At 44.8% G+C, this 22,334-nt stretch carries 12 protein-coding genes; 8 read left to right on the top strand and 4 right to left on the bottom strand.

What is annotated here, in order from left to right; all coding sequences use genetic code 11:
* Nucleotides 1-36: 36 nt before the first annotated feature.
* Entirely contained in the window at nucleotides 37-1,623 is a 1,587-nt protein-coding gene (locus tag ABFX33_RS00800) for a sulfatase (protein WP_346083636.1), read from the bottom strand.
* 24 nt (nucleotides 1,624-1,647) lie between these two features.
* Nucleotides 1,648-3,480, bottom strand: a complete 1,833-nt coding sequence (locus ABFX33_RS00795) for an alpha-1,3-galactosidase-related protein (protein ID WP_346083635.1) — start codon at nucleotides 3,478-3,480, stop codon at nucleotides 1,648-1,650.
* A 253-nt stretch (nucleotides 3,481-3,733) separates the two neighbouring features.
* Between ABFX33_RS00795 and ABFX33_RS00790 the strand changes: the two genes are divergently transcribed.
* The 6 genes from ABFX33_RS00790 (at nucleotide 3,734) to ABFX33_RS00765 (ending at nucleotide 16,030) form a co-directional block, all read left to right on the top strand.
* Nucleotides 3,734-6,343, top strand: coding sequence for a hypothetical protein (locus tag ABFX33_RS00790; RefSeq protein ID WP_346083634.1), 2,610 nt, complete (start codon nucleotides 3,734-3,736; stop codon nucleotides 6,341-6,343).
* A gap of 254 nt (nucleotides 6,344-6,597) precedes the next feature.
* Nucleotides 6,598-9,795, top strand: a complete 3,198-nt coding sequence (locus tag ABFX33_RS00785; RefSeq protein ID WP_346083633.1) for a SusC/RagA family TonB-linked outer membrane protein — start codon at nucleotides 6,598-6,600, stop codon at nucleotides 9,793-9,795.
* Between the two features lie 18 nt (nucleotides 9,796-9,813).
* The gene (locus ABFX33_RS00780) at nucleotides 9,814-11,787 is read left to right on the top strand and encodes a RagB/SusD family nutrient uptake outer membrane protein (protein WP_346083632.1); all 1,974 of its coding nucleotides are present in this window, start codon (nucleotides 9,814-9,816) and stop codon (nucleotides 11,785-11,787) included.
* A gap of 10 nt (nucleotides 11,788-11,797) precedes the next feature.
* Nucleotides 11,798-12,529, top strand: a complete 732-nt coding sequence (locus tag ABFX33_RS00775; protein ID WP_346083630.1) for a DUF3823 domain-containing protein — start codon at nucleotides 11,798-11,800, stop codon at nucleotides 12,527-12,529.
* Between the two features lie 169 nt (nucleotides 12,530-12,698).
* Nucleotides 12,699-13,679: a family 43 glycosylhydrolase gene (locus tag ABFX33_RS00770; protein WP_346083629.1), complete on the top strand. Its 981-nt coding sequence runs from the start codon at nucleotides 12,699-12,701 to the stop codon at nucleotides 13,677-13,679.
* Between the two features lie 95 nt (nucleotides 13,680-13,774).
* Nucleotides 13,775-16,030: a GH92 family glycosyl hydrolase gene (locus ABFX33_RS00765; RefSeq protein ID WP_346083627.1), complete on the top strand. Its 2,256-nt coding sequence runs from the start codon at nucleotides 13,775-13,777 to the stop codon at nucleotides 16,028-16,030.
* A 167-nt stretch (nucleotides 16,031-16,197) separates the two neighbouring features.
* On the opposite strand, the gene ABFX33_RS00760 is transcribed toward ABFX33_RS00765, so the two are convergent.
* Nucleotides 16,198-18,678, bottom strand: coding sequence for a glycoside hydrolase family 95 protein (locus tag ABFX33_RS00760; protein ID WP_346083626.1), 2,481 nt, complete (start codon nucleotides 18,676-18,678; stop codon nucleotides 16,198-16,200).
* Between the two features lie 3 nt (nucleotides 18,679-18,681).
* Nucleotides 18,682-19,923 carry a glycoside hydrolase family 99 protein gene (locus tag ABFX33_RS00755; RefSeq protein ID WP_346083625.1) on the bottom strand — a complete coding sequence of 414 codons (1,242 nt, stop codon included), beginning with the start codon at nucleotides 19,921-19,923 and terminating at the stop codon, nucleotides 18,682-18,684.
* 406 nt (nucleotides 19,924-20,329) lie between these two features.
* Here ABFX33_RS00755 and ABFX33_RS00750 point away from each other — a divergent pair, with 406 nt between their 5' ends.
* The gene (locus ABFX33_RS00750) at nucleotides 20,330-20,911 is read left to right on the top strand and encodes an RNA polymerase sigma-70 factor (protein ID WP_346083623.1); all 582 of its coding nucleotides are present in this window, start codon (nucleotides 20,330-20,332) and stop codon (nucleotides 20,909-20,911) included.
* A 100-nt stretch (nucleotides 20,912-21,011) separates the two neighbouring features.
* On the top strand, nucleotides 21,012-22,265 hold the full coding sequence (locus tag ABFX33_RS00745) for a FecR family protein (protein ID WP_346083622.1): 1,254 nt from the start codon (nucleotides 21,012-21,014) through the stop codon (nucleotides 22,263-22,265).
* Nucleotides 22,266-22,334 lie beyond the last annotated feature (69 nt).

Below are 22,334 nucleotides of genomic sequence, written 5' to 3'. Positions count from 1 at the left end.
CAACTTAAAAAACTATTTTGTTGACAATAAATGCTATTATTGGTCAACAGATTTGAGCTGATCGGGATAGGGGATCTGTTGTCCCGTAGTTTTGTAGTTCGGCAACTGGGCTTTCCATGTCCGCAGCTGATCAGAAAGTAGTTTGCTGAGCTCGCTAGTTTTCCCTTTCATTTTGGGAGCAAGGTTATTCAGTTCACCGATATCCTCCCGCAGGTTATAGAGTTCGAATTTCCCCTGTTTCATGTCGTAAAGTAACTTATAGTCACCTTGGCGTACAGCGGAGAAGAAATTGATACCTGGACCATCGGGAACAGTCCATTTATTGGGGACATTCCAGATAAGGGGGCGACTATTCCAACTTTCGTCGTTCTTTCCCGTTAGCAGACTTGTCAGATCCTTGCCATCTGGTTCTTGCTGTACAAGTTGATACGCTTTTACTTTTGCCATTTGGAGGATAGTCGGAAATAGATCTTCGACCATGACCGGTGTTGAAGTGCTGCTTCCGCTATGTCCGCTGGCCTGTTTAATCAACAGTGGAATACGGATGCCGCCTTCATAAAGAGAGCCTTTACCGGCCTTCAGTGGCAGATTTTGAGTATGGGGAGCGCCAGAACGTGGTGGGCTAAGGCTGAGCCCGCCATTATCACTCAAAAAGATAATCACTGTATTATCGTATATACCTTTGTCTTTTAAAAACTGAATAATATCACCCATACTTTTGTCATAGCCTTCCACTAAAGAGGCGTAGGCGGCTTCGGTAGAATCCAGACCACGGTCAAGGTATCGCTGTACAAACCGCGGATCGGGTTGAATCGGGACATGGACAGCATAGTTGGAGAAATGAAGGAAAAAGGGTTCTTTGCGGCGAATAGGTTCGGCAAGTGCTTTCAAGGCTTCCTGCGTCAACGCCTCGGTCAGAAAGGTGGAGGAGCCATGATATTCCATCAGGTCAGGTACAGCCTGGTAACTGGTTTTGCCTGGAAGATTCCCGTAGTTTTGCTCTCCATAGTAGCTTTGTGGATGCCCGGCGGAATGGCCCGCTACGTTGACCATAAAACCTAGATTGAGCGGACTGGCGCCCGGAGTGCCAGCCGATCCCCAGTGGGCTTTACCGATATGGATCGTATAATAACCGTTGGCCTTGAGAATACTTGGAAATGGTGTAGCATAGACCGTGTGAGGAATATTGGGTACGGGGCTTAACCCATTGATATTCCAGTCTGGTGGATTCAGCAACTCATCCTTACTATCTGTGGGTGTATTGGCTTTGGGATTCGTCCAGTTTGTGACCCGGTGATGTGCCGCATTTAAACCTGTGAGAAAGCTCACCCGTGAAGGTGTACACACAGGCGTGGCATAAGCATTGGTAAACTTGACGGCATCTTTGGCCAGTGATTCGATATGTGGCGTATGAAACTTCTCGTTAATAGCTGTTTTGGTGGTATAAAATGGTTCGGACATATCCTGCCAACCCAGATCATCGACAAAGAATACCACAATATTAGGCCGTTCGGTTGCTGGGCGTTCCTGCCTGCGATTGACACTCTGGGCAAAGGCCCCTGATCCTATGCTGCTGCATAACAGCGATAAAATCAGTAATCTATAGTTTTTGAAGGATAACATAGAGACAAATGGTTTGCTATTGATCTAATTTGTTAACTCACTTTTCTTGCCATCAATGGTATTGTTCGAAATCTCACTGTGTGCAACACGCTCGAAGAATACACTTTTTTTGTTCCAATGGAAGGCTGGATAAGCCGTATTTGTCTTGATTCGATTGCCGCGAAAAACAAGACCGTCAACAGATTTCGCATAAAGTATGGGCTTATCAAAGGTCTCAAAGAGATTGTCTTCAATGATAATACCGCTATGAAAATACTTCTGTTGATTTTTAAGGTCCGGAATTTCAGGATAGATCGAGATAATAGCATTGGTAAACTGGAACATATTGGTCAGGGCATTGATAAATGTATTGTGTCTGATCACAATGTCATGACAGCTGCCCGTTTCATACCAGCCGTTGGCGTCGCCACAGAGCAGGATCGCCGTGCCAGAGGTATGGTCAAAGAGGTTTCTTTCGACAAGTGTTTTTCTCGGCGTGCTGAACAATGCACCACGTGCACGATTGTGACGAATGGTATTGCCACTGAAAACTACACGTGGCGTCCAGCTTAGATTTTCAATACCCATCGCTGTTGTCGCTGGGTCTATTACAGGATCAAGGGCCCGTTTAAACGTAATCTTAAATTCACGGATCGGATCATCTGCTTTATCCCGTAAGATCTGAATGGATTTAATCTGGTTTTTCTGATCCCAAAGTTCCATGGTACCTGACTGGATAAACTGGACGGTATCACCAGCATTGCCCCAATCGAATCCGTAGGATTGGTCGTGCATATAACGGCCGACCAATGTTTTATCATCCAGACGCTTGGTGATTTTCAGGTAAGTACCATGGATGTTGATTGCGTCGTCCATCATATTTTCATACAGCCCATTTTTGGAGACGATAACGCCTTTACAGCCTGAAAAATGGGTCGCATCGGCCTGCGCCGTAAAATACCGGGGATCTTGATCACCGCGTAGTGCCACTTGAAATCTGTCGAGGCTGATGTTTTCGGTGAGCTGGGCCAATAAGCCCATGCCTTCCGCATAATGCACGCTGATATTTTCAAGTCGAATATCTTTTCCTTTATGGACAAAAACACCGGGGCTGGGACGATGCCACGAACGCATAGCCACGACGGTGCCCGGAATAAGCTTTGGATTTTTCCATTGCTCAGCTTGGATAACACCCGGTGAAAGCTCGGTTACTTTTTTTGTTCCTACCCCAATATCGCTGGTATTGTAAACAATGCGTTTGGTTTTTTCCTCAAAGGCGATTCCGGATGTTGGGCGCATGGCCCAACCTTCGCCGGTATTGTAAAATACACTGTCTTTGATGGTATAGGTCACCCAGGGAGCTGTTTTGTAAACGATCGTACCATTGATTGTGTCATTCTTCAGGATCTGGACCTGGCAGATCTGCGGACGTTCAAAATCGATGTGGATATTTTTAAGGGTCAGGTTTTTATTTTCGATTAAGGCAATCGGTAACATCCGACCATGGTAAATGAAATCGGAGCCTTGGCCATCGACTGTGAGGTTGTTACAGTGTTCAAATGCAATCCCTACTGTCTTGGGATTGTCCTGATCGTGGTTGGAAATATAGTATGTTCTTGATAATGCTCCCTCAGGATAAAAGTCGTAGCGTCCCTTTCTGAATTTTAAAATAAGGCTTTGTTTTTTATCGGTCTTCCCGAGAATTGTCTGAAGGACTTTATTGATTGCTGCGGAGCTGTTGGTCCCGGTGTTAGGAAGGATACCATAGTCGGAAAGATAAACGACCTTGGGGACTTGTGAAGCTATACTGTTTAGGTAAAAGCATGTTGCCAGTAAAATAATCAGTGTTGATCGGATCCAGCAGGTTGGTATTTTCATATTGATTGTTGGTTTATGCGCTATTGTAGCCCATTGGATGAATGCTTGCCGAATATAGGTATTATCCCTTAACATCCCAATTCTACTCCGGTCCGTAGCGATATTTTTACCCGAAAGGAAGCAACAGAGGTAACCATCATATGTCGTTGTTGGTAGCGAAAAATAGGTTGTTTTGACGAGCTGTTAATAGTTGGATAAATGTTCTGTTTCTATCTAAAATTTTATATTTTTGAGATCAGGCTAAATCTAAATTGTGAAGGGATTATCGAACCGTTTTTTGCTGTGCTTTTTGTTTTTGCTGATCTGCAGGATTGGAATGGCACAGTATGGATTGGAATTTGCTAGCCACAATAAAGAAGCTGACAAACGTACGAGCCTACTGATTGGCGCTCGGGAGTCACTGTCTTTTGAGCATAAACTCTCTATCGCTTTTGACCTGTCTTTTCTCCCCTTTCAACAGGATTATTTTGGTTATATCTTTCGGCTTATCACGGAGGATGGTGTCAATATTGACCTGATGTACGACCGGCGCCCTGATCAGGACAAACATTTCAAGCTGGTGGTAGGGGAGGATTTTACACCAGTATCTTTTAATATTCCGCCTACCCAACTGTATTACCATTGGACGCCAATGCGTCTGGAACTCGATGCAGACAGAAGGCAAGTCTATTTTGTGTGTGCTGGAAAACGGTATAGTTACAACTTGAACAAAAATTTCGGCACACGATTCAAACTGATATTCGGGGCAAATGCCATCAAAAATTTTCAGACCATGGATGTACCGCCCATGCGACTGAAAGATATTAAAATCGAAGATAACGGCCGTTTGAAATTCCATTGGCCATTGGATGAAGTTGTGGGAAACAAGAGTTCGGATCTGCTGCGTAAGAGTAAGGCGGAAACCGTTAATCCCATTTGGATCAAACAACAACGCAGCGAATGGAAATTGCAGTCTACATTTACGCTTGAAGGACAGGCAAGCGTGGCCTTCGACCAGACTGAAGAAACCTTGTTTTTTGTTGGCAACAAACGTATTGTGATCGGTAAAATCGGTGGAACTGACTTGCGTACGCAGGAATATACCAATGGAAAGCTCCTGCTTGTCAATGGCAGCCAGTCTTTATTTGATCCCCTACAGAAAAAAGTTCTCAATATTTCCATCGATCAGAAGATTGTTTCGGTATACGATTCAATCGCCCGTACCTGGACAAAACAATTTGATTTCCCTGCTGTGGGGACACACTATTGGTTGTTCAATAAATATTTCAGTCGCTCGGATACCAGTATTTATATGATTGGCGGCTACGGTCATTTTACCTATAAATCGAGTGTGTTACGCTACCATATTCCCAGTCAGTCCTGGGATAGTATCCCTTTTACCGGTGATGAGATCTTCCCTCATTACCTGGCTGGAATGGGACAGGGCAAAGACGGGGTGTATCTCGCCGGAGGTTATGGCAGTTCCACGGGTGACCAGATGTTGAGCCCACGTGTGTCTACAGATTTTCTAAGACTTGATTTTCAACGAAGGAAAGCCTTTAAAATCCATGAGTTTTCAGCGCAGTTTGCCGAAATGGTTTGGGCAAACAGTCTGGTTATTGATGATAACCGCAAGGCCTTTTATGGATTGATTTTTCCTAATAATAAATTCAAAAGTCAACTTCAATTGGTGGAAGGTAAGTTAAAGGGAACTGAAACCCAATTTTTGGGAAACCCGATTCCTTTTGATTTTCATGATATTCGTTCTTTCGCTGATCTGTATTATGCGCCGAAGTCTAAATCCTTTGTTGCCATTACGCTATTCTATGATGATAAAACCGATCTGACAAAAGCATCGATTTATACCCTGATGGGACCACCTTTGGCAGCAGGGCAGGGGATGAATACTGTGGTAAATCCATTGACATTACGCTATATTTTGTCTGCTGGCTTGCTTGTTATTGTCCTGCTGATCGGATGGTGGCTTTTTCAAAAAAAACGAGCAAGGGAAAGACTGTCCGCTCCGCAAATAACTGTCGATAAGGCTGTAGGTTCTCAGACAGCTATTCAAGAGCAGCAGGAACAGGCAATCCAGCAACAGGAACAAGATCGTGATCAACAGCACAAGGTGAAGGCATTCGCTGCAGACACAATGCCACAACATACGGCTGGCATTTATCTTTTCGGCGGCGACATACAGATTGTAGATGGACATGGAAAGGAGATTACCAAAAAGTTTTCACCGCTATTGAAAGAGCTGCTGCTTATCTTCATTATCTATACCGTACGCTGGGAAAGAGGGATCAGTTCTGAAAAATTGACTGAACTCTTTTGGTCTGACAAAACACAGTCAAGCGCACGAAACAATAGATCCGTAAATATTGCCAAGCTCAATAGCTTGCTGGAGCAGCTGGGGGATTTTAGGGTAACCAAAAAGAGTGGTTATTGGTGCATTGAAACAGTCGATAAAATATATATAGACTACCTACGTTTCAATCGACTGGTATCAAATAGGAAAAGTTTTACCGAAGCAGAAATTCGAGAGCTGCTGCATATTATTGATAAAGGCGGTTTCCTCTTCGAAGTGGACTACGAATGGCTCGACCATTTCAAAAGTGAGATGTCCATCCAAGTGTTGACGACCCTCGGCAATTTTATTGAAAGTCTTCTGGTCACCGAAAATGCTGAATTGATCATCGAGATCTGTAATAAAATATTCTATTTTGACGAGATCAATGCCGAGGCAATGGTTTATAAATGCCGTTCCTTGCTGCAGCTTGGGTACCACAGCTTGGCCCTGCAGTGTTATGAAAATTTTTGCCAGGTCTATCAGCGATTATATGGTGAAGCTTACCCAAAGAGCTTCAAGGATAGCCTGGAATAAAAAAATATTAATATTTTAATGTGTTGATATACAGTTGCTAATGAGCGTTTGTGAGCTTTATTAATATTCTGTTAATCATCTGTTATACCCTGTTCCAATATATTCGTTTTCATACTTAATAACCAATCCAATGAAAGCGAAAAAAAACTATGCATTCTTCTTACAGGAATAATGGCTATGGACAGCTTGAGATAGGCATGCCCATTACGTCGAATAAACCTGTATAGCATTTAATAACCAATTTAAAACAATTTATGAAAACAAACTTCATTTTTAATGAAAGACCTTTGCCGTGGCATAAACTCGGTAAGTATCCCCGACAATGGGCTTTGTCTTCGCTGTTGTTGCTGGCGCCGCTTGCTACGCTTGCGCAGCAACAGCAGATAGAAGGTAAAGTGCAAGCCCGCAATGACAAACCTATTGCTGGTGCCTCAATTACCGATCTCAGGACGGGACAGACAACTTCTTCAGATAGTAAAGGCCGCTTTACAATAAATGCCATGCCTGGCGATAGACTGCAGATCACGTATGTGGGCTATCAGAAAACTGAAATGATCGTCGGACAACAACGGCTCATGGATGTACTGCTCAACGAAGACAATACCAGCTTGGAAGAAGTCGTAGTGGTGGGCTATGGTACGCAAAAGAAAGCCTCATTGACGGGGGCTATTTCTTCGGTCAATAATAAGGAAATTGCGGTCACCAAAAATGAAAATGTGGTTAATATGCTTGCCGGAAAGCTTCCGGGCGTACGTATCAGCCAACAATCGAGTCAGCCCGGATCCTTTGAATCGAATATCGATATCCGTGGCATGGGCGAACCACTCATAGTGGTGGATGGTATTCCCCGTGACAAAGACTACCTATCCCGTATGGATGCCAATGAGATCGAAAGTGTATCGGTGCTCAAAGATGCTTCGGCGGCGGTATATGGGGTACGTTCGGCAAATGGGGTGCTCCTGGTTACCACCCGAAGGGGGAGCAGTGCAGATGGAAACTTCGAAATAAATTATTCTTACAATCGCGGTTGGCAGAAGTTTTTATATGTCCCCAATACAGTGGATGCACTGGCTTATATGCAGCTTAAAAACGAACAGATAGGCCGTGATTTTAATAGCAATTATCCGGTTAAGATGCCCAATATCTTTGGCGAAACGGACTTCGAAGCATACCGCAGCGGTGCAAAAAAGACGTCCAATTATGTCGATGCTGCTTTTGATAAAGTATCGCCCCAGTATCAGCACAATTTGTCCATCAATGGTGGTGGTAAGAAGGTGAACTATTTTTTCAACTTGGGACATATGGATCAGATGGGGGCCTACAAAAGTAAAAGCCTGAATTACAACCGCTGGAATTTTAGATCAAATATTGATGCGCAGATTACCGACCGCCTCCGGGCTTCGCTCGATCTCGGTGGCTATGCAGATGCAACAAACCAGCCGCGCACGGATATCTGGGCGGTCTATAAGCAGGCCTGGCGTCAGCGTCCAATCGTGCCCATTTACGTCAACGATAACCCGCTCTATCCCAATTTTGAGATGATAGACAATGAAAATCCCGTTGTTGTGACGGACTCGAAACAGACGGGGTACCGCAAATTTCTGCGGAAGCAGTTCAATGGTATTATTGCGCTCGACTATAAAGTACCTTTTGTGGAGGGATTGAATGCTAAGGCAACCTATAACTACGATTTTAAATACAATGATCATACGGATTATAAAAAGTCGTACTTCCTCTATAGCTATACACCACCGGTCTACGATGGGAATGGCCAGATCATTACACCCGAAAAGTATAATGCACATGAAAAGAATGCGCCTACAACAGTACGTCGAAGTGCCTATCCGGACACACATTCCTTAATGCAGTTTTCCCTGAATTATAACCGTCGCTTTGCGGATAAGCATCAGGTATCCGGCTTACTTTTATTTGTTGAAGAATATAATAAGTGGGATAGCTTCTACGCACAACGGGAGATTATGGTCAATTCCGAATACCTTTTTGCCGGGGAAGACAAAAACCAATTGGCCAATATGGAAGGGATTGGAGAGCGTACCGCAAGGGGACTTGTGGGCAAATTCAGTTACGATTACTCGGGCAAATACCTCGCGGAATTCAGCTTTCGCTACGACGGGTCCTCTAAGTTTCCGAAAGAATCCCGCTGGGGATTTTTTCCTGCCGCTTCCTTAGGCTGGCGGATCAGTGAGGAGTCTTTTATTAAAGACAACTATAAATTTATCAACAACTTAAAAATCAGGGCTTCCTATGGTAAGCTGGGGGATGACCGTTCGGCAGGAAATTATCCATCGACTATCGTGGGGTACGCACTAGAACCCAATGAAACAGGTTGGATTTTTGGCGGCAATCTTGTCAATGGTGCATTGCCGACCGCGATCCCCAATCCAAACTTAACTTGGTATACTTCCAAAACAGCTGATCTGGGCTTGGATCTTGATCTCTGGAACGGAAAACTGGGGATAATATTTGATTATTTTAACCGTAGTCGTACGGGATTATTGGCGACGAGCCTGGATCTTATTCCGGGGACAGTAGGGGCAAATCTTCCGCAGGAAAATCTGGAAAGCGATCGGACCTTTGGTTACGAACTATCCTTGACCCATCGCAATAAAATAAATGATTTCCAGTATTTTGTGAATGCACAGGTTTCATCAACAAAAAATCAGTTTGTGGACCGTGTCGAATCCAAGGCCGGAAATTCATACGATAACTGGCGCAATCGTAATTCCAACCGTTATAAAGACATCTGGTGGGGAAAAGAATATGCAGGCCAATTTGGGTCCTATGAACAGATCTATAGTCACCCGACTATGGTCAGCAGTGGTACACTCCCTGGTGATTACTATTATCAGGACTGGAATGGTGATGGGCTGATCAATGATGCGGATAACCATCCCATTGCAACTTACAATATGCCTTTGATCAATTATGGGCTTAGTATTGGCGGCTCATGGCGCGGTTTTGACCTGGCGATGAACTTTCAGGGGGCCGCGAAAGTATACGTCCAATATAGCGAGGTGCTGGCCGGACCGCTCCAGTTTGACGGTGGCGCATTGACGCAATTTTTGGATCGTTGGCGTCCAGCAACAGCCGGAACAGATCTTTTTAACCCAAGTACACAGTGGATCCCGGGATACTACCCATCGACAGGCTCAGCGATGGCCGAAGGAACCCGTGCGGTACAAAATGCATCGTACCTCCGGTTGAAAACATTGGAATTCGGGTATTCCGTACCCAATGAGTGGCTCAAAACACTTAAAATCAAGAACCTCAGGATCTATGCCAGCGCGTATAATTTGCTGACCTGGACAGGGTTGAAATATACCGATCCTGAGCATCCCGGATCTGCTGGGGGGGCATCATCTGGAGACATTGACGTGTACAAATACCCGATCAATAAAACGTATAACCTGGGCGCATCCATTAAATTTTAATTTCAAAACGTACAAAACATGAAAAAATCAATCACGATGGCAATCATTGGCCTTTTCCTGTGTTCGGGGATGCAATCCTGTAAAAAAATGGACCTGGATCCGCTTGGGGTACTGGGCGAGGATGCTCTTTTTGGAAATGAGGCTGGTGCACGTAAATACGTGGCCGGAATGTATAGCTACTTACCCATAGAAGACTTTGTCTATCATCCGGAACGTGGATTTAGATGGGATAACTATTGGCAGAATTCGGAAACACTGGCTGCTATGAGCGGCGAGATGACGGGGCAATTTTGGGGCGTAGCGGGCGCTCAGGGCTTTGGATACTGGCCTTACGACCGTATACGGAATGTTAATACCTTGATCGCGGGTCTGCCCAAATATCAAGCCAATTATACGGAGCCTGGATATAACCAAATTTTGGGCGAAGCCTATTTTCTGCGTGCTTTCTATTACTTTGCCTTAGTCAAGCGATACGGTGGGATACCGATTATCACCGAGGTACAGGATCCTACAGGCGATAAAGAACAGTTGCAGGTAAAAAGAAGCAAGGAATCTGAGGTATACCGTTTTATTTATCAAGATTTACAGCAGGCAATGACACTGATGGCCGCAACGAGTGAACGGGGGCGAGCCAACAAGTATGTTGCGGCGGCATTATGTTCTCGCGCGATGCTCTATGCCGGCAGTATTGCCAAATACAGTGGGTATAGCAATCTGGCCGGAGATGCGACAGAAAAGGAACTGGTCGGTATCAAAAAGGAAGAAGCCGAATGGTTTTTTAAACAGGCCTACGACGCGGCAACACTTGTGCTGACCGGACCTTATAGCTTGTACAATAAGAACGCTCAGGACAAGGAACTCAACTATGTTAACCTATTTTTGGATCTGGATAGTCCCGAAGATATTCTTATCAAAGAATACAGCCTCACAGCACCGCACAACAATCGACTTAAGCACAGCTATGATGCCACGCATTTACCCAATCCGACTTTTTCGAGTGACAATGAGTCTGCGGCATACCCCGTATTGAATATGGTGGAACTCTTTGGCGAGCTGCCCATCACGGATGCGACCGGTAAACCCATTCGTTACTCTGACAGGAAACAACTTTATTCGGAGCTCGAACCACGGCAGCGGGCTACTTTTTACTTTTCGGGAATGGAATTGCGCGAGGGGGCCGAGCGCGGTGCTTTTGACATCCAGCGTGGACTCTATAAAACTTTTCCGGGAAAGGCCGCCGATGCACAGATGGGCTCGGGAACCGCAGCGATCAACAGCGAGTCAAACCGGATCCTCGCCGGACCCAAAAATAGCCTGTACGATTACAACGGTACTAAGATCAATATCACGGGTGAGCACGGTATGTGGAAAGATGGGCATGCCAACAACACCCGCACAGGCTTTTATATTCGTAAATACATCAATTATAAAATGTCAACCAAGGATGTTAAGCTATACAACAGTACGCAGCCCTGGAAAATATTCCGGCTGGCTGAAATCATGCTGAACAAGGCCGAAGCTGCCTACGAACTAGGTCTGATCAAAAACGATGAAACACTCAAACAGGAAGCTTTTCAGTATATCACTCAAATTCGGGACCGTGCCGGAGCAAAGCCTTATCGCTACAATAGTGCTGCGGCTAACCTATCGGGCAAATATGGATATCCTCTGGACGGTAATCTACAGTTTATCCGTGAGGAACGTGAGCGCGAACTTTGTTTTGAAAATCACCATTGGTGGGATATCCGTAGGTGGCGTATCGCCGATGTGGAGCTCAACAACTTTGTGCCCAATTCACTCATGCCTTACCTTGTACTGGATGAACTGAAGTATGCACCCAATGGTGAACGCATCAACTCTTTTATCTTTATCCGTGAAAAGGAGCCTTGGAACAAAACCTTCAACTTTGAGAAAAAATGGTATTATGAACCTATTCCGGCCGGGGAATTGAATAAAAATCCCAATCTATATCCGCAGAACCCTATTTATTAAATGAACGACAATGAGAACGTTATTTTTATATACAGCTTTGGCAGGCCTATTTTTTTTAAATGCCTGTGCAAAAACAGATAACTACGATGGCCCCAATGCTAGCATGCAGGGTCAGGTGATCGATAAGGTGACCAAGAAACCTTTATTGACGGGGCAGGGTGAATTTAGTATCCGCCTGCTGGAAACCAGCTGGAGCGACAATCCAGCGCCACAGGATCTTGCTGTCAGGCAAGATGGCTCATACAGCAACAGCAAACTTTTTCAGGCTACCTACACGCTGCAGCCCTATGGTGGAGCCTTTTGGCCTGCTGAAAAAATCGAAGGCTTTCAATTGGGGGCCTCTGCCGAACAGAATTTTGAGGTGACACCTTACTTACAGATTAAAAATGTGAAATGGACCTTGAAAGCTGAAAATAAATTGGATGTATCCTGCTCACTGACGGCTCCGGTTACGGCTGGGTTGCCGCAGGTCATCGAAGTACGCCCATTCCTGAGTCTGACACCTTACTGTGGCGCGGGAAATCGGATTGATGCTTATTACAAAGATGAATACCGGACATTGATCAATAAAAACTGGTCCGAGATCGGTGATATGCAGACTGGAGAAGGTAAGGAAACATATACCATCAACGGCCTGCCACTTAAATCGGGATACACCTATTATGTCAGAATGGGGGCAAAAGTTCGTGACACGTACGAGAAATTTAACTACTCGGAGATCGAAGTGATCAAGGTCCCTTAATAGCAGCTGATGATCATCGCTGCGATATCCAGGTAAAGTTCCTCCGTGAGGAGGAGCGTTTACTTGATAAGAGATCAACGCGGATAGCCGATCAAAATTGCTATTGAACAGGCTGTTTCAGCAGGAATGATTTCATGATAAAACAATTAGTGAACAAAATAATATGAAGATGAATAAATTAATCAAAGCCGGTTCCAGCTGCCTATTGGGCATGTCATTACTTTTTACCGCGCACCTGAAGGCGCAGGAGAATCCTTTTATCAAACATATGTATACCGCGGATCCCTCGGCACGGGTATGGGCCGATGGTCGCCTGTATGTCTATGCATCCCATGATATCGCTCCGCCGCAGGGCTGCGACCTCATGGATCAATATCATGTTTTCTCGACAGCTGATATGAAGACCTGGACCGACCATGGCGAAATATTACGTGCGTCGCAAGTACCTTGGGGTAGGAAAGAGGGCGGGTTTATGTGGGCTCCGGACTGTGTTTTTCGCAATGGGACCTACTATTTTTATTTCCCGCATCCCAGTGGTACCGAATGGAACAAAACCTGGAAGATTGGGGTTGCCACCAGCAAGTCGCCCGCAAAAGATTTTGTCGTCCAGGGGTATGTGACCGGAGCAGATGCCTTAATTGATCCACATGTATTCATTGATGACGACGGTCAGGCATATTTCTATCAAGGTGGGGGCGGTGTGTGCAAAGCGGGCAAGCTCAAAGATAACATGATGGAAGTGGATGGTCAGCTGCAAAAGATGGAAGGACTGGAAGACTTCCATGAAGCTTCCTGGGTACATAAGTATAAGGGGAAATATTATCTTTCCTATTCCGATAACCACGATGATAACCAAAAAGATGGTGTTAAAGGTGACAACCGCATGCGGTATGCGATTGGCGATAGTCCGCTGGGACCTTGGAAATCGATGGGGATTTATATGGAGCCGACAAACAGCTATACTAACCATGGCTCGATCGTTAAGTTTAAAGGCAAATGGTATGCCTTTTATCATAATAGTGAACTTTCACAAAAAAACGGCGAGTTCAATGATTGGCTGCGTTCGATCTGCGTAGACCGCCTGGAGTATAATGCTGACGGTAGCATTAAAAAAGTAAAGCAGACCGGACTTTTAACAGGGCCCAAATAATGTAAGCTAAGACAATAAATGTGGTCAAAAAAAATTAACTTTAAGGGCGAAACAAATGTTTTGCCCTTAAACCATTAATCACTTAATAATTTAGAATGCTAAACAAGAATATCAATCTGAAACATAAAACCTTTCTACGGACAGTCTGTTGTTTCTCTTTTTTGTCTATCTTTTTGCTAAAAGGTTTTTCCCAATCCCAAAAGCCGAAAGACTTTGTGGATTATGTGAATCCATATATGGGTAATATCAGTCATTTATTGGTGCCCACTTATCCGACTGTTCACCTGCCGAACAGTATCTTGCGGGTCTATCCCGAAAGAGGGGATTTTACCTCGGACCGTCTCTATGGTCTTCCACTTATTGTTACAAGCCACCGTGGATCGTCAGCTTTTAATCTGAGTCCAATGCTACAGTTGCCCAAGGAGCTTAAACCTGTGCAGTTGTACAGTTATGATCAGGAAGAGATTAAGCCTTATCGCTATGCTGTTGTGTTAGACCAGGAAGATATTAAAGTAGATTATGTGTTGTCGCATCAGTCGGGTATGTACACGTTTACTTTTCCAGGCGCAGCGGCAAAATACCTGCAATTCAATTCGCGTGACGGGGAATTGAATTGGGATGGACAAGCCCTTTCGGGCAGTCAGGAAATTGGTAACGGCACACGTGTATATATCTATGCCGTTCCTGAGATCAAGCCGAGTGTGGTGAGTAAGCTCCAGGGAAAACAGCTGGAAAAAGGTACAGGTGCAAAAGGCAGAAATGCCTGTCTGATCTTGCAATTTGATAAGGCAGGGGCCGGTTTAAAGATGAAGTACGGTGTTTCCTTTATCGATGCCGCACAGGCTAAGGTTAATCTAAACCGGGAGATTGCTGATTTTGATCAAGAGAAATTAGCGGAAAATGGCCGTAAAATCTGGAATCAAGCACTTGGAAAGATCGCTGTCGAAGGTGAGAGTGAATCGGATAAAAATGTCTTTTATACCTCTTTGTACCGCACTTATGAGCGTCCGGTTAATATTTCCGAAGGTGGTCGTTATTTTAGCGCATTTGATGGCAAGGTGCATTCGGACGAAGGTAAACCATTTTTTACGGACGATTGGATCTGGGATTCGTACCGCGCGCATCATCCTTTACGCGTTTTGCTGGACCCAGCTGCGGAGTCGGATATTCTCAATTCTTTTGTGCGGATGTCGGAGCAGATGGACAAGCCCTGGTTACCAACTTTTCCGGAAATCACCGGGGATAGTAGAAGGATGAACTCCAACCACGGTGTAGCAACTTTGCTGGATGCCTATCGCAAGGGAATTCGTGGTTTTGATATACAGAAAGCGTATCTCGCCGCAAAAGGAGCGATCACGGAAAAAACCTTAGCACCATGGTCGGATAAGCCGGCGGGAAAAATGGATGACTTTTTTAAAGAAAAGGGATATATCCCGGCTTTGCACCCAGGTGAAAAAGAGATTTATCCCGAGGTACATGGTTTCGAGAGACGTCAGCCGGTAGCAGTTACCCTCGGTACTTCTTATGACCTGTGGTGTCTTGCGCAACTGGCGAACGAATTGGGTATAAAAGCGGATTATGAGCTTTTTATGAAGCAGTCTTTCAATTACCGAAATCTGTTCAACGAACAGACTAAATTTTTCCACCCCAAAGATGAAAAAGGTAATTTTATCATGCCTTTTGACTATGTTTTCGCCGGAGGACAGGGAGCCCGGGAGTATTATGGTGAAAATAATGCCTGGATCTACCGTTGGGATGTACAGCACAATATCCCGGATCTGATTAATTTGATGGGTGGCAACCAGCTGTTTGTCCAATATTTGGATGAAATGTTTCAACAGCCATTAGGACGTTCCAAATTTGATTTTTATGCGCAACTGCCAGATCATACAGGAAATGTTGGTCAGTTTTCGATGGCCAATGAGCCCGCCCTCCATATTCCGTACCTCTATAATTACGCTGGACAACCCTGGATGACACAAAAACGCATCCATAAACTGATCGGCGAGTGGTTTAGAAATGACCTGATGGGGGTACCGGGAGATGAAGATGGCGGTGGTATGTCGGCCTTTGTGGTCTTTTCGCAGATGGGTTTTTATCCCGTTACACCGGGACTGGCATCCTATAGCATTGGGTCACCATTTTTCCGGAAAACAACGCTAAGCCTGCCAAATGGGAAATCTTTTGTGATTATCGGAAAAAACGCTTCAGCAAAAAATAAGTATATCCAATCAGCTACGCTAAATGGAAAACCATTGAATAGCACAGAGCTAAAGCATGCAGATATCCTAAAGGGCGGTACACTTGAGTTCATTTTGGGCGACAAAGCGAACAAAAACTGGGCAAATTAAAATCGCTCTTTTTGTTTGTCGGTAGCCGATACGCTGCTGGTTTATGGCTATTATATTACTGATAGCGCTGTTGCTTAATAAAAGGTCCTTTGGTCAATTGATCAAAGGACCTTTTTCGTTAAGTCATTTCCTTAGCTTATTTTTGTTGCATATAAAGCTTGCTCAAGCTAAAACATCTGGGATGTAATTTGGATAGATTTTCCTTTGATTCCTTCCACTTGGATCTGCTTACCGGCATAACTGATACAGATCGGTCCATTTTTGCTTGGGATAAGTTCGGCATTTTCAAGTACACCATTGCTCCACTGGATATTGACACTGATATTGCCGCGGGCTTTCAATCCAGTGATACTGCCTTTATTTATATGTTTGCTTAAAGCGGGTAACAATTCGATTAAATAGTTGTTGTTTTTATCGCGTACCTGACTCTGTAGGAGCATTTCGGCGATGGCAGCTGTAGCACCAAAATTGCCGTCAATCTGAAAAGGTGGATGATTGTCAAATAAATTGGGTAAGGTCTTTTCACTGATAAGATTGTAAAGCAACTTGTAGGAATGTTCACCGTCATGCAGGCGGTTCCACATATTGATTTTCCAGGCCAGGCTCCAGCCGGTGCCATGATCACCCCGGCTCAGCAGAGTCTTCTTTGCTGCTTCGGCTAGATCGGGTGTATTGGCAATGGAGATCTGATTGCTCGGATGTAGTCCAAAAAGATGTGAGGTATGTCTGTGATTCACTTCCGTTTCCTGATAATCTTCGATCCATTCCATAATCCGTCCCGTCTCTTTGCTGATCTGTGTAGGGATCAGTTTTTGTAGGGCGGCCTGGCATTCTTGCCTAAAGTCTGGATCGTTGTCTAGCAAGGTCGACGCTTCAATATAGTTTTGTAGCAGATCGCGGATAATCTGCGTATCCATCGTAGCACCATATGTAAAACTGGAAACCTCACCTGAAGGTAAGATAAAACTGTTTTCGGGAGAATGGGAAGGATTGGTTGTCCAGTATCCCGCAAACGGTTTATCAGAAGGAATCTGTATCATGAAATCCAATATAAAGCGGGCGGCACCTTTCATAATGGGATAAGCCTGTTCTTTCAGAAACTGACGGTCGCCGGTATAGCTATAGTGCTCCCAGGGATGTTGCGCTAGCCATGCCGAGCCCATAGGCCAAATCCCCTGTACGCCATCCGCCGGAGCGGTATAGCCCCAGGCATCAGTAAGGTGGTGCACTACCCAGCCCCGGGCCCCATAAATGGTACGTGCTGTGCGTTCACCAAAGGGAATCAGGGCCGAAGTGAGGTCAAAGAGGGGCTGATGCAATTCGGACAGATTGGTTAGTTCCGCAGGCCAATAATTCATCTGCAAATTGATGTTGGTATGAAAATCGGCATTCCAGGGCGGGTCCATCTGCCAGGCCCATAGACCTTGCAGGTTTGCCGGCATATGCCCTGGGCGCGAGCTGCTGATCAACAGGTAGCGGCCAAACTGGAAAAACTTGCTGATCAGTGCGCTTGGAATCTGTTGTTGTCCACGTGTAAGCCTAATCAGTGAATCCGTGGGAACCTGCTTCCATTTTTGCTGCTCCGCATCGGCGAGATCCAACTGTACACGTTTGAAAAAATGCTGGTAATCCGTAATATGTGCTTGCTTTAACTGTTGATAATCCGATTTTGCCAATGCGTGCATTGTCTCACGACAGCTTACCAGCGGATCTATGCCAACTTGTTTTGCAGGATAACTGATCTGCTTTAAACCCGGATAATCTGTTGCTGCGGTAATCAGCAGCATGATCTCATCGGCACCTGTAATTGTTATCCGGCCAGCAGTGTTGGTCAGCTTACCACCTTTAAGAAAAACTTTTGCAATAGCGGAAAATTTGGTACCCTTCTCGCCTTCGCTGACTGACTGTCCGATCTGGCCTTGAAGCAGCAATTGGCTGGGATCTTTTGGATCTGTAAGACAAGTGAAATCCTGGGCACGCTTCCAGCTGAAGTTCAGGTCCAGTGCCTGCTTTTTGTTGGCACTATACTGAATGACCATAGCATTGGCCGGTGCCGAAATAAAGGATTCACGCGTGTATTTTATGCCCTTATGTTGGTAACTGCTCTGCTGTATGGCGGTCTCCAGGTCCAAGGAACGTTGATAGTGTTCAACGTGGAGATGCGGCATATCGAGCCACAATTCACCTAGCGATTGATAGGGCTTAATCCTTTTTGGAATGCCCATCAGCGTGCTATCAGCCAGTTCGACGGCTTCCTTGTTTTTTCCTTCAAAGAGCAATTGTTGGATACGTGGAAGGTAGGTTTTTCCTTTTGGGTTATTGGGATCCTGTGGCGCACCAGCCCATAATGTACTTTCGTTAAATTGGATACGCTCATCGGCAACTCCCCCAAAGACCATGGCGCCAAGCTGTCCGTTACCCAGGGGCAAGGCTTCCTCCCAGACCTTCGCCGGACGCGTATACACAAGGCTTAGTGGAGCAACAGAAAGTTTTTCCAGGGGTTTAATCTGCGCTCGGTCGGTCCAGAATTGATCTATCTTTTGTTGCCGTTGACTAGCAGCTGTGGCATTGTTTTTCTGTTGTTGTGCCTGACTTTGGGTAAAGCATAGGAGTACCAGGAGTGTACTGCTTATAAATTTTATATTCATCTTTTAGTTTCTTTTTGGTTGCGTAACGGGGGCTTCGGTTTTAGTCTTCAGGTATTTGCCAGCTTGTCCCGTTAACCAAAGATAATGATCATTGGGTAAATTATCTTCAATTCCGACAAATGAACCTTCTCCATTGAGCGGAACATCTTTTTGATGCAGAGTTTTGAATATGGCCGTACCTTCATCGACTTCGTCAAACATGGCAATATAGAGCATTTCGGCACCAATAGAAAGATTGTGCTGTAGCTGTTTCCAATAAAAGTTGCCCGAGTCACGTGGTACAAAGGCGTGAGAACTTCCGGTCATATTGGTCCATGAAAAACCCGGAAAGCAGAGCGGAACATAGTCTACCTTGTTTTTTTTGCACCAGTCCATGTCGGCTCGAATCAAAGGTTTGAACTGGTCAAATCCGGATTGATTATAACGGCCGACAAACCAGGGCATAATGATATCGGACTTTTTGATCAAGCTGTGTAAGAAGGAATCAGATTCGGTGTCCTGGCGAAGTTCGCGCCAGTAGGTCGGAACACCCAATAGTACACTGTAGCCATTTTGTTTGAGGTAATTGACAATGCGTTCGGCTGTTTTGAGGTTATACTTGCGACCATCGTTGAAACCTACGCCCCAGACGGCAATCAGTGGTTTGCCCTGATGGAACAGGTAGGTATGCGCTTTATTGCGCCGTTTTAATTCCCATTTCTTGTCCAATGCAGCCACATCATCCATTAAAATCTTCTCGTCACCGTCCTTGATACCACTGAGATCATACATGATACAGATTGCGCGGTCCGATTCATTGGCCGACTCAATGGCAGATTGCAGCACTTTGTTGAAATGATTTAACCCACTTGGATTGGCGATTTCGCCAACAAAACGTTGCATAAAAACACCGTCAATACCATACTGTTTCATCCATTTAAAATGAAGATTGACGGAAGAATAATCATGGGCGCTGTACAATTTTGCGGGTTTGCCCGTCTTGGTCATAAAGGGACTGTCGTAGGTCTTTTGGTAGGCACTGACATCAGGCCAAAAGTCGATATTCGTTGACCCGGGCTGAAAACCATTTTTACCCCGATAATGGTACCACCCGCGATCGGCACCGTCTTGTGGACTATTAAACCAGCCTTGGTAACCGGCCATGACCAGACCCTTGTAGGAATCGTATTGCTTTTGAGCCAATAACATGTTTGCCGGCAGCAATACCATGCTGAGCACATAAAGTTTGAGCGTTTTAACTAGCATAAAGATTTATATTGTTTGTAACTCCCAATATCAACGGATACCATTAATAGTCCATTAACAAAAGCATTAATATACATAGAAGAACCAAAAGAAGGATGAAAATAAATGTATTCGACGATCTGTAGCAAGCAGTTAAAGATTACTACCGAGTCGGATGATGAGCGAGCGGATGGATATATTCAATAGTAAAACGAGGGAGGATTTGACTTAACAGAAACATAATACTAAACAAACACTACCCACACATTTCTTTATGAATTTAGTGATGGGATCTGTACACCTGTCGATCAGCTCCGTAACAGAGATGAGCTAACTTCGGTTGGATTGAAAATATTCGCAGGGGCCACTTGCGCTCAGAGACAGACAGAGATATATCATTATATACGATTGAAATTATTAACCAGGGGTGAATTATCATAGCGCATCAGATCGTGAATTATTGGAAAGCTGTTGTCTTTATGAAGACCTGAAAGCTTATAATGAATTGGTGGTCCGTTATTCGCCCAAGCTTTATGCCGTTTGTAAGTATTATTTAAACGATACTTTTCTAGCAGAAGAGATTGCACTCGATGTTTTGTTCTGGCTTTGGAAGAAACGGCAGCAGCTCGAAATCCCCGTAAACGTATCGGCTTATCTGCACCGTGCTGCCCGCAATGCTGTCATCAGTCACCTGCGGAAACAAAGTCAGAATATTGTTTCGACAGTTGAAAAATATGCTGAAGATGACGTTATAGAACAGCAAATGGCTGATTACGCTATTATTTGCCGGGAAGGAGAGGATCAGTATAAACAGCTTCTCGCAGAACTCAGCCCACAGCGCAAAGAAGTCTTTGTACTCAGTCGGGAAGGTGGCTTCAGCTACAAAGAAATAGCACAGAAAACCAATCTTTCCATCAATACGATCGAAAATTATATTTCCTCCGCCCTCAAACATTTTCGAAAAGGCATCTTGCCGATTATTATCCTCCTCCTTAGCCTGTTTGCTTAGTAAGTTTTTTTTATTGCTGATTATCAGTCTGTTGTTGTTTTTTTATTCTTTTTTTATTGATCACGGTAGGTGGTAAGCCGCTATTTCTGCGCCTACAGTAATGAAGGAGCAAATAATGGGCGAACAAATGATTACAAATGAGCTGTTGAAGCGGTATCTTCAGGGAAAATGTACACTAGCGGAGAAGAAGCTTGTTGCGGATTTTCTCGCAGATCCTGATCATACTGCTGTTCTTCATCGGTTGATGGAGACAGAAACAACATTTTTATGGGATCGGCCCGAAGAAGTCGAACCTATCGATGCAGCGAAAATTTGCGAATGGCAGCTGCGGTTAAAGGAAAGAATAGGACCAGTACAACCCATGGTCCAAGCCGAAGAAACGCAGCCCCAAGTAAAATCAAAGATCGTTGCTATTGGAAAGAGAACAATACGATATGTTGCGGCGGCAGTTCTATTCGTTGTGTTGGCCGGATTGATTTGGTCGCTAATGCAACGCGATGATTTTAAAGAAAATCAGACTGCTGACTTAAAAAAGGAAATCGTCCCCGGAAGTGAAAAAGCCATCTTGAAATTGGCGGATGGATCCACGATCTCTTTGTCAGATGCAGCCAATGGAAACATTGTAGATCGAGGTGGCGTGAAGGTGAAAAAGACAGCGGAGGGTGAAATTGTCTATGCCGCTTCAAATAGGAATGCATCCCCGCAATCTTATAACAGTATTAGCACACCCAATGGCGGACAATACCGTGTCACATTGCCCGATGGAAGCAAGGCCTGGCTTAATGCGGCTTCTTCGCTAACCTATCCTGTGGAATTTGAGAAAAAAGAACGTCGGGTAAAAATGACCGGGGAAGTGTACTTCGAAATAGCAAAAGTCAGTAACAAAAAAAATGAACATATACCATTTTTTGTCGAGACCAATAAACAGGTGATCCAGGTGCTGGGAACCACCTTCAATGTCAACGCTTATGCCAATGAACCTGATGACTGCACAACGCTGGTGGAAGGGAGCGTGCGTCTGATTGCTGCGCATAGTGGAAAATCGGAATTGCTCAAACCTGGACAGCAGGCATTGGTCGGAAAAAACATGCAGCTCTCAGAAGCAGATATGCAACAAAACTTAGCCTGGATAAATGGGTATTTTATATTCCGTCGGGAGGAGTTAGGTAGCATTCTGCGCAAGATCGCCCGATGGTACGATGTCACGGTGGAATGCCCTCCTGAATTAAGCACAATGAAATTTACGGGAAAGGTATCCCGGAGTCAATCGCTATCGGCGGTAACGGAAATGATTGCTTCCATCGATAAGGTGAAATTGGAGATCAAAGAAAGGAGGATTATCGTGAAGAAATAATTACCCATTACCATGACATTGGATAAAAAATAAGCGGCGATGCTACCAACATCACCGCCCAAAATAGCT

Source organism: Sphingobacterium ginsenosidimutans (assembly GCF_039536865.1).
GTDB lineage: Bacteria > Bacteroidota > Bacteroidia > Sphingobacteriales > Sphingobacteriaceae > Sphingobacterium > Sphingobacterium detergens.
This window is presented reverse-complemented; position numbering and strand designations above follow the sequence as displayed.

What these genes read in the sequence shown, in the direction of transcription:
- ABFX33_RS00800 (WP_346083636.1), bottom strand. Translation starts at nt 1,623, where the DNA reads ATGTTATCCTTCAAAAACTATAGATTACTGATTTTATCGCTGTTATGC.
- ABFX33_RS00795 (WP_346083635.1), bottom strand. Translation starts at nt 3,480, where the DNA reads ATGAAAATACCAACCTGCTGGATCCGATCAACACTGATTATTTTACTG.
- ABFX33_RS00785 (WP_346083633.1), top strand. Translation starts at nt 6,598, where the DNA reads ATGAAAACAAACTTCATTTTTAATGAAAGACCTTTGCCGTGGCATAAA.
- ABFX33_RS00780 (WP_346083632.1), top strand. Translation starts at nt 9,814, where the DNA reads ATGAAAAAATCAATCACGATGGCAATCATTGGCCTTTTCCTGTGTTCG.
- ABFX33_RS00775 (WP_346083630.1), top strand. Translation starts at nt 11,798, where the DNA reads ATGAGAACGTTATTTTTATATACAGCTTTGGCAGGCCTATTTTTTTTA.
- ABFX33_RS00770 (WP_346083629.1), top strand. Translation starts at nt 12,699, where the DNA reads ATGAATAAATTAATCAAAGCCGGTTCCAGCTGCCTATTGGGCATGTCA.
- ABFX33_RS00765 (WP_346083627.1), top strand. Translation starts at nt 13,775, where the DNA reads ATGCTAAACAAGAATATCAATCTGAAACATAAAACCTTTCTACGGACA.
- ABFX33_RS00760 (WP_346083626.1), bottom strand. Translation starts at nt 18,678, where the DNA reads ATGAATATAAAATTTATAAGCAGTACACTCCTGGTACTCCTATGCTTT.
- ABFX33_RS00755 (WP_346083625.1), bottom strand. Translation starts at nt 19,923, where the DNA reads ATGCTAGTTAAAACGCTCAAACTTTATGTGCTCAGCATGGTATTGCTG.
- ABFX33_RS00745 (WP_346083622.1), top strand. Translation starts at nt 21,012, where the DNA reads ATGAAGGAGCAAATAATGGGCGAACAAATGATTACAAATGAGCTGTTG.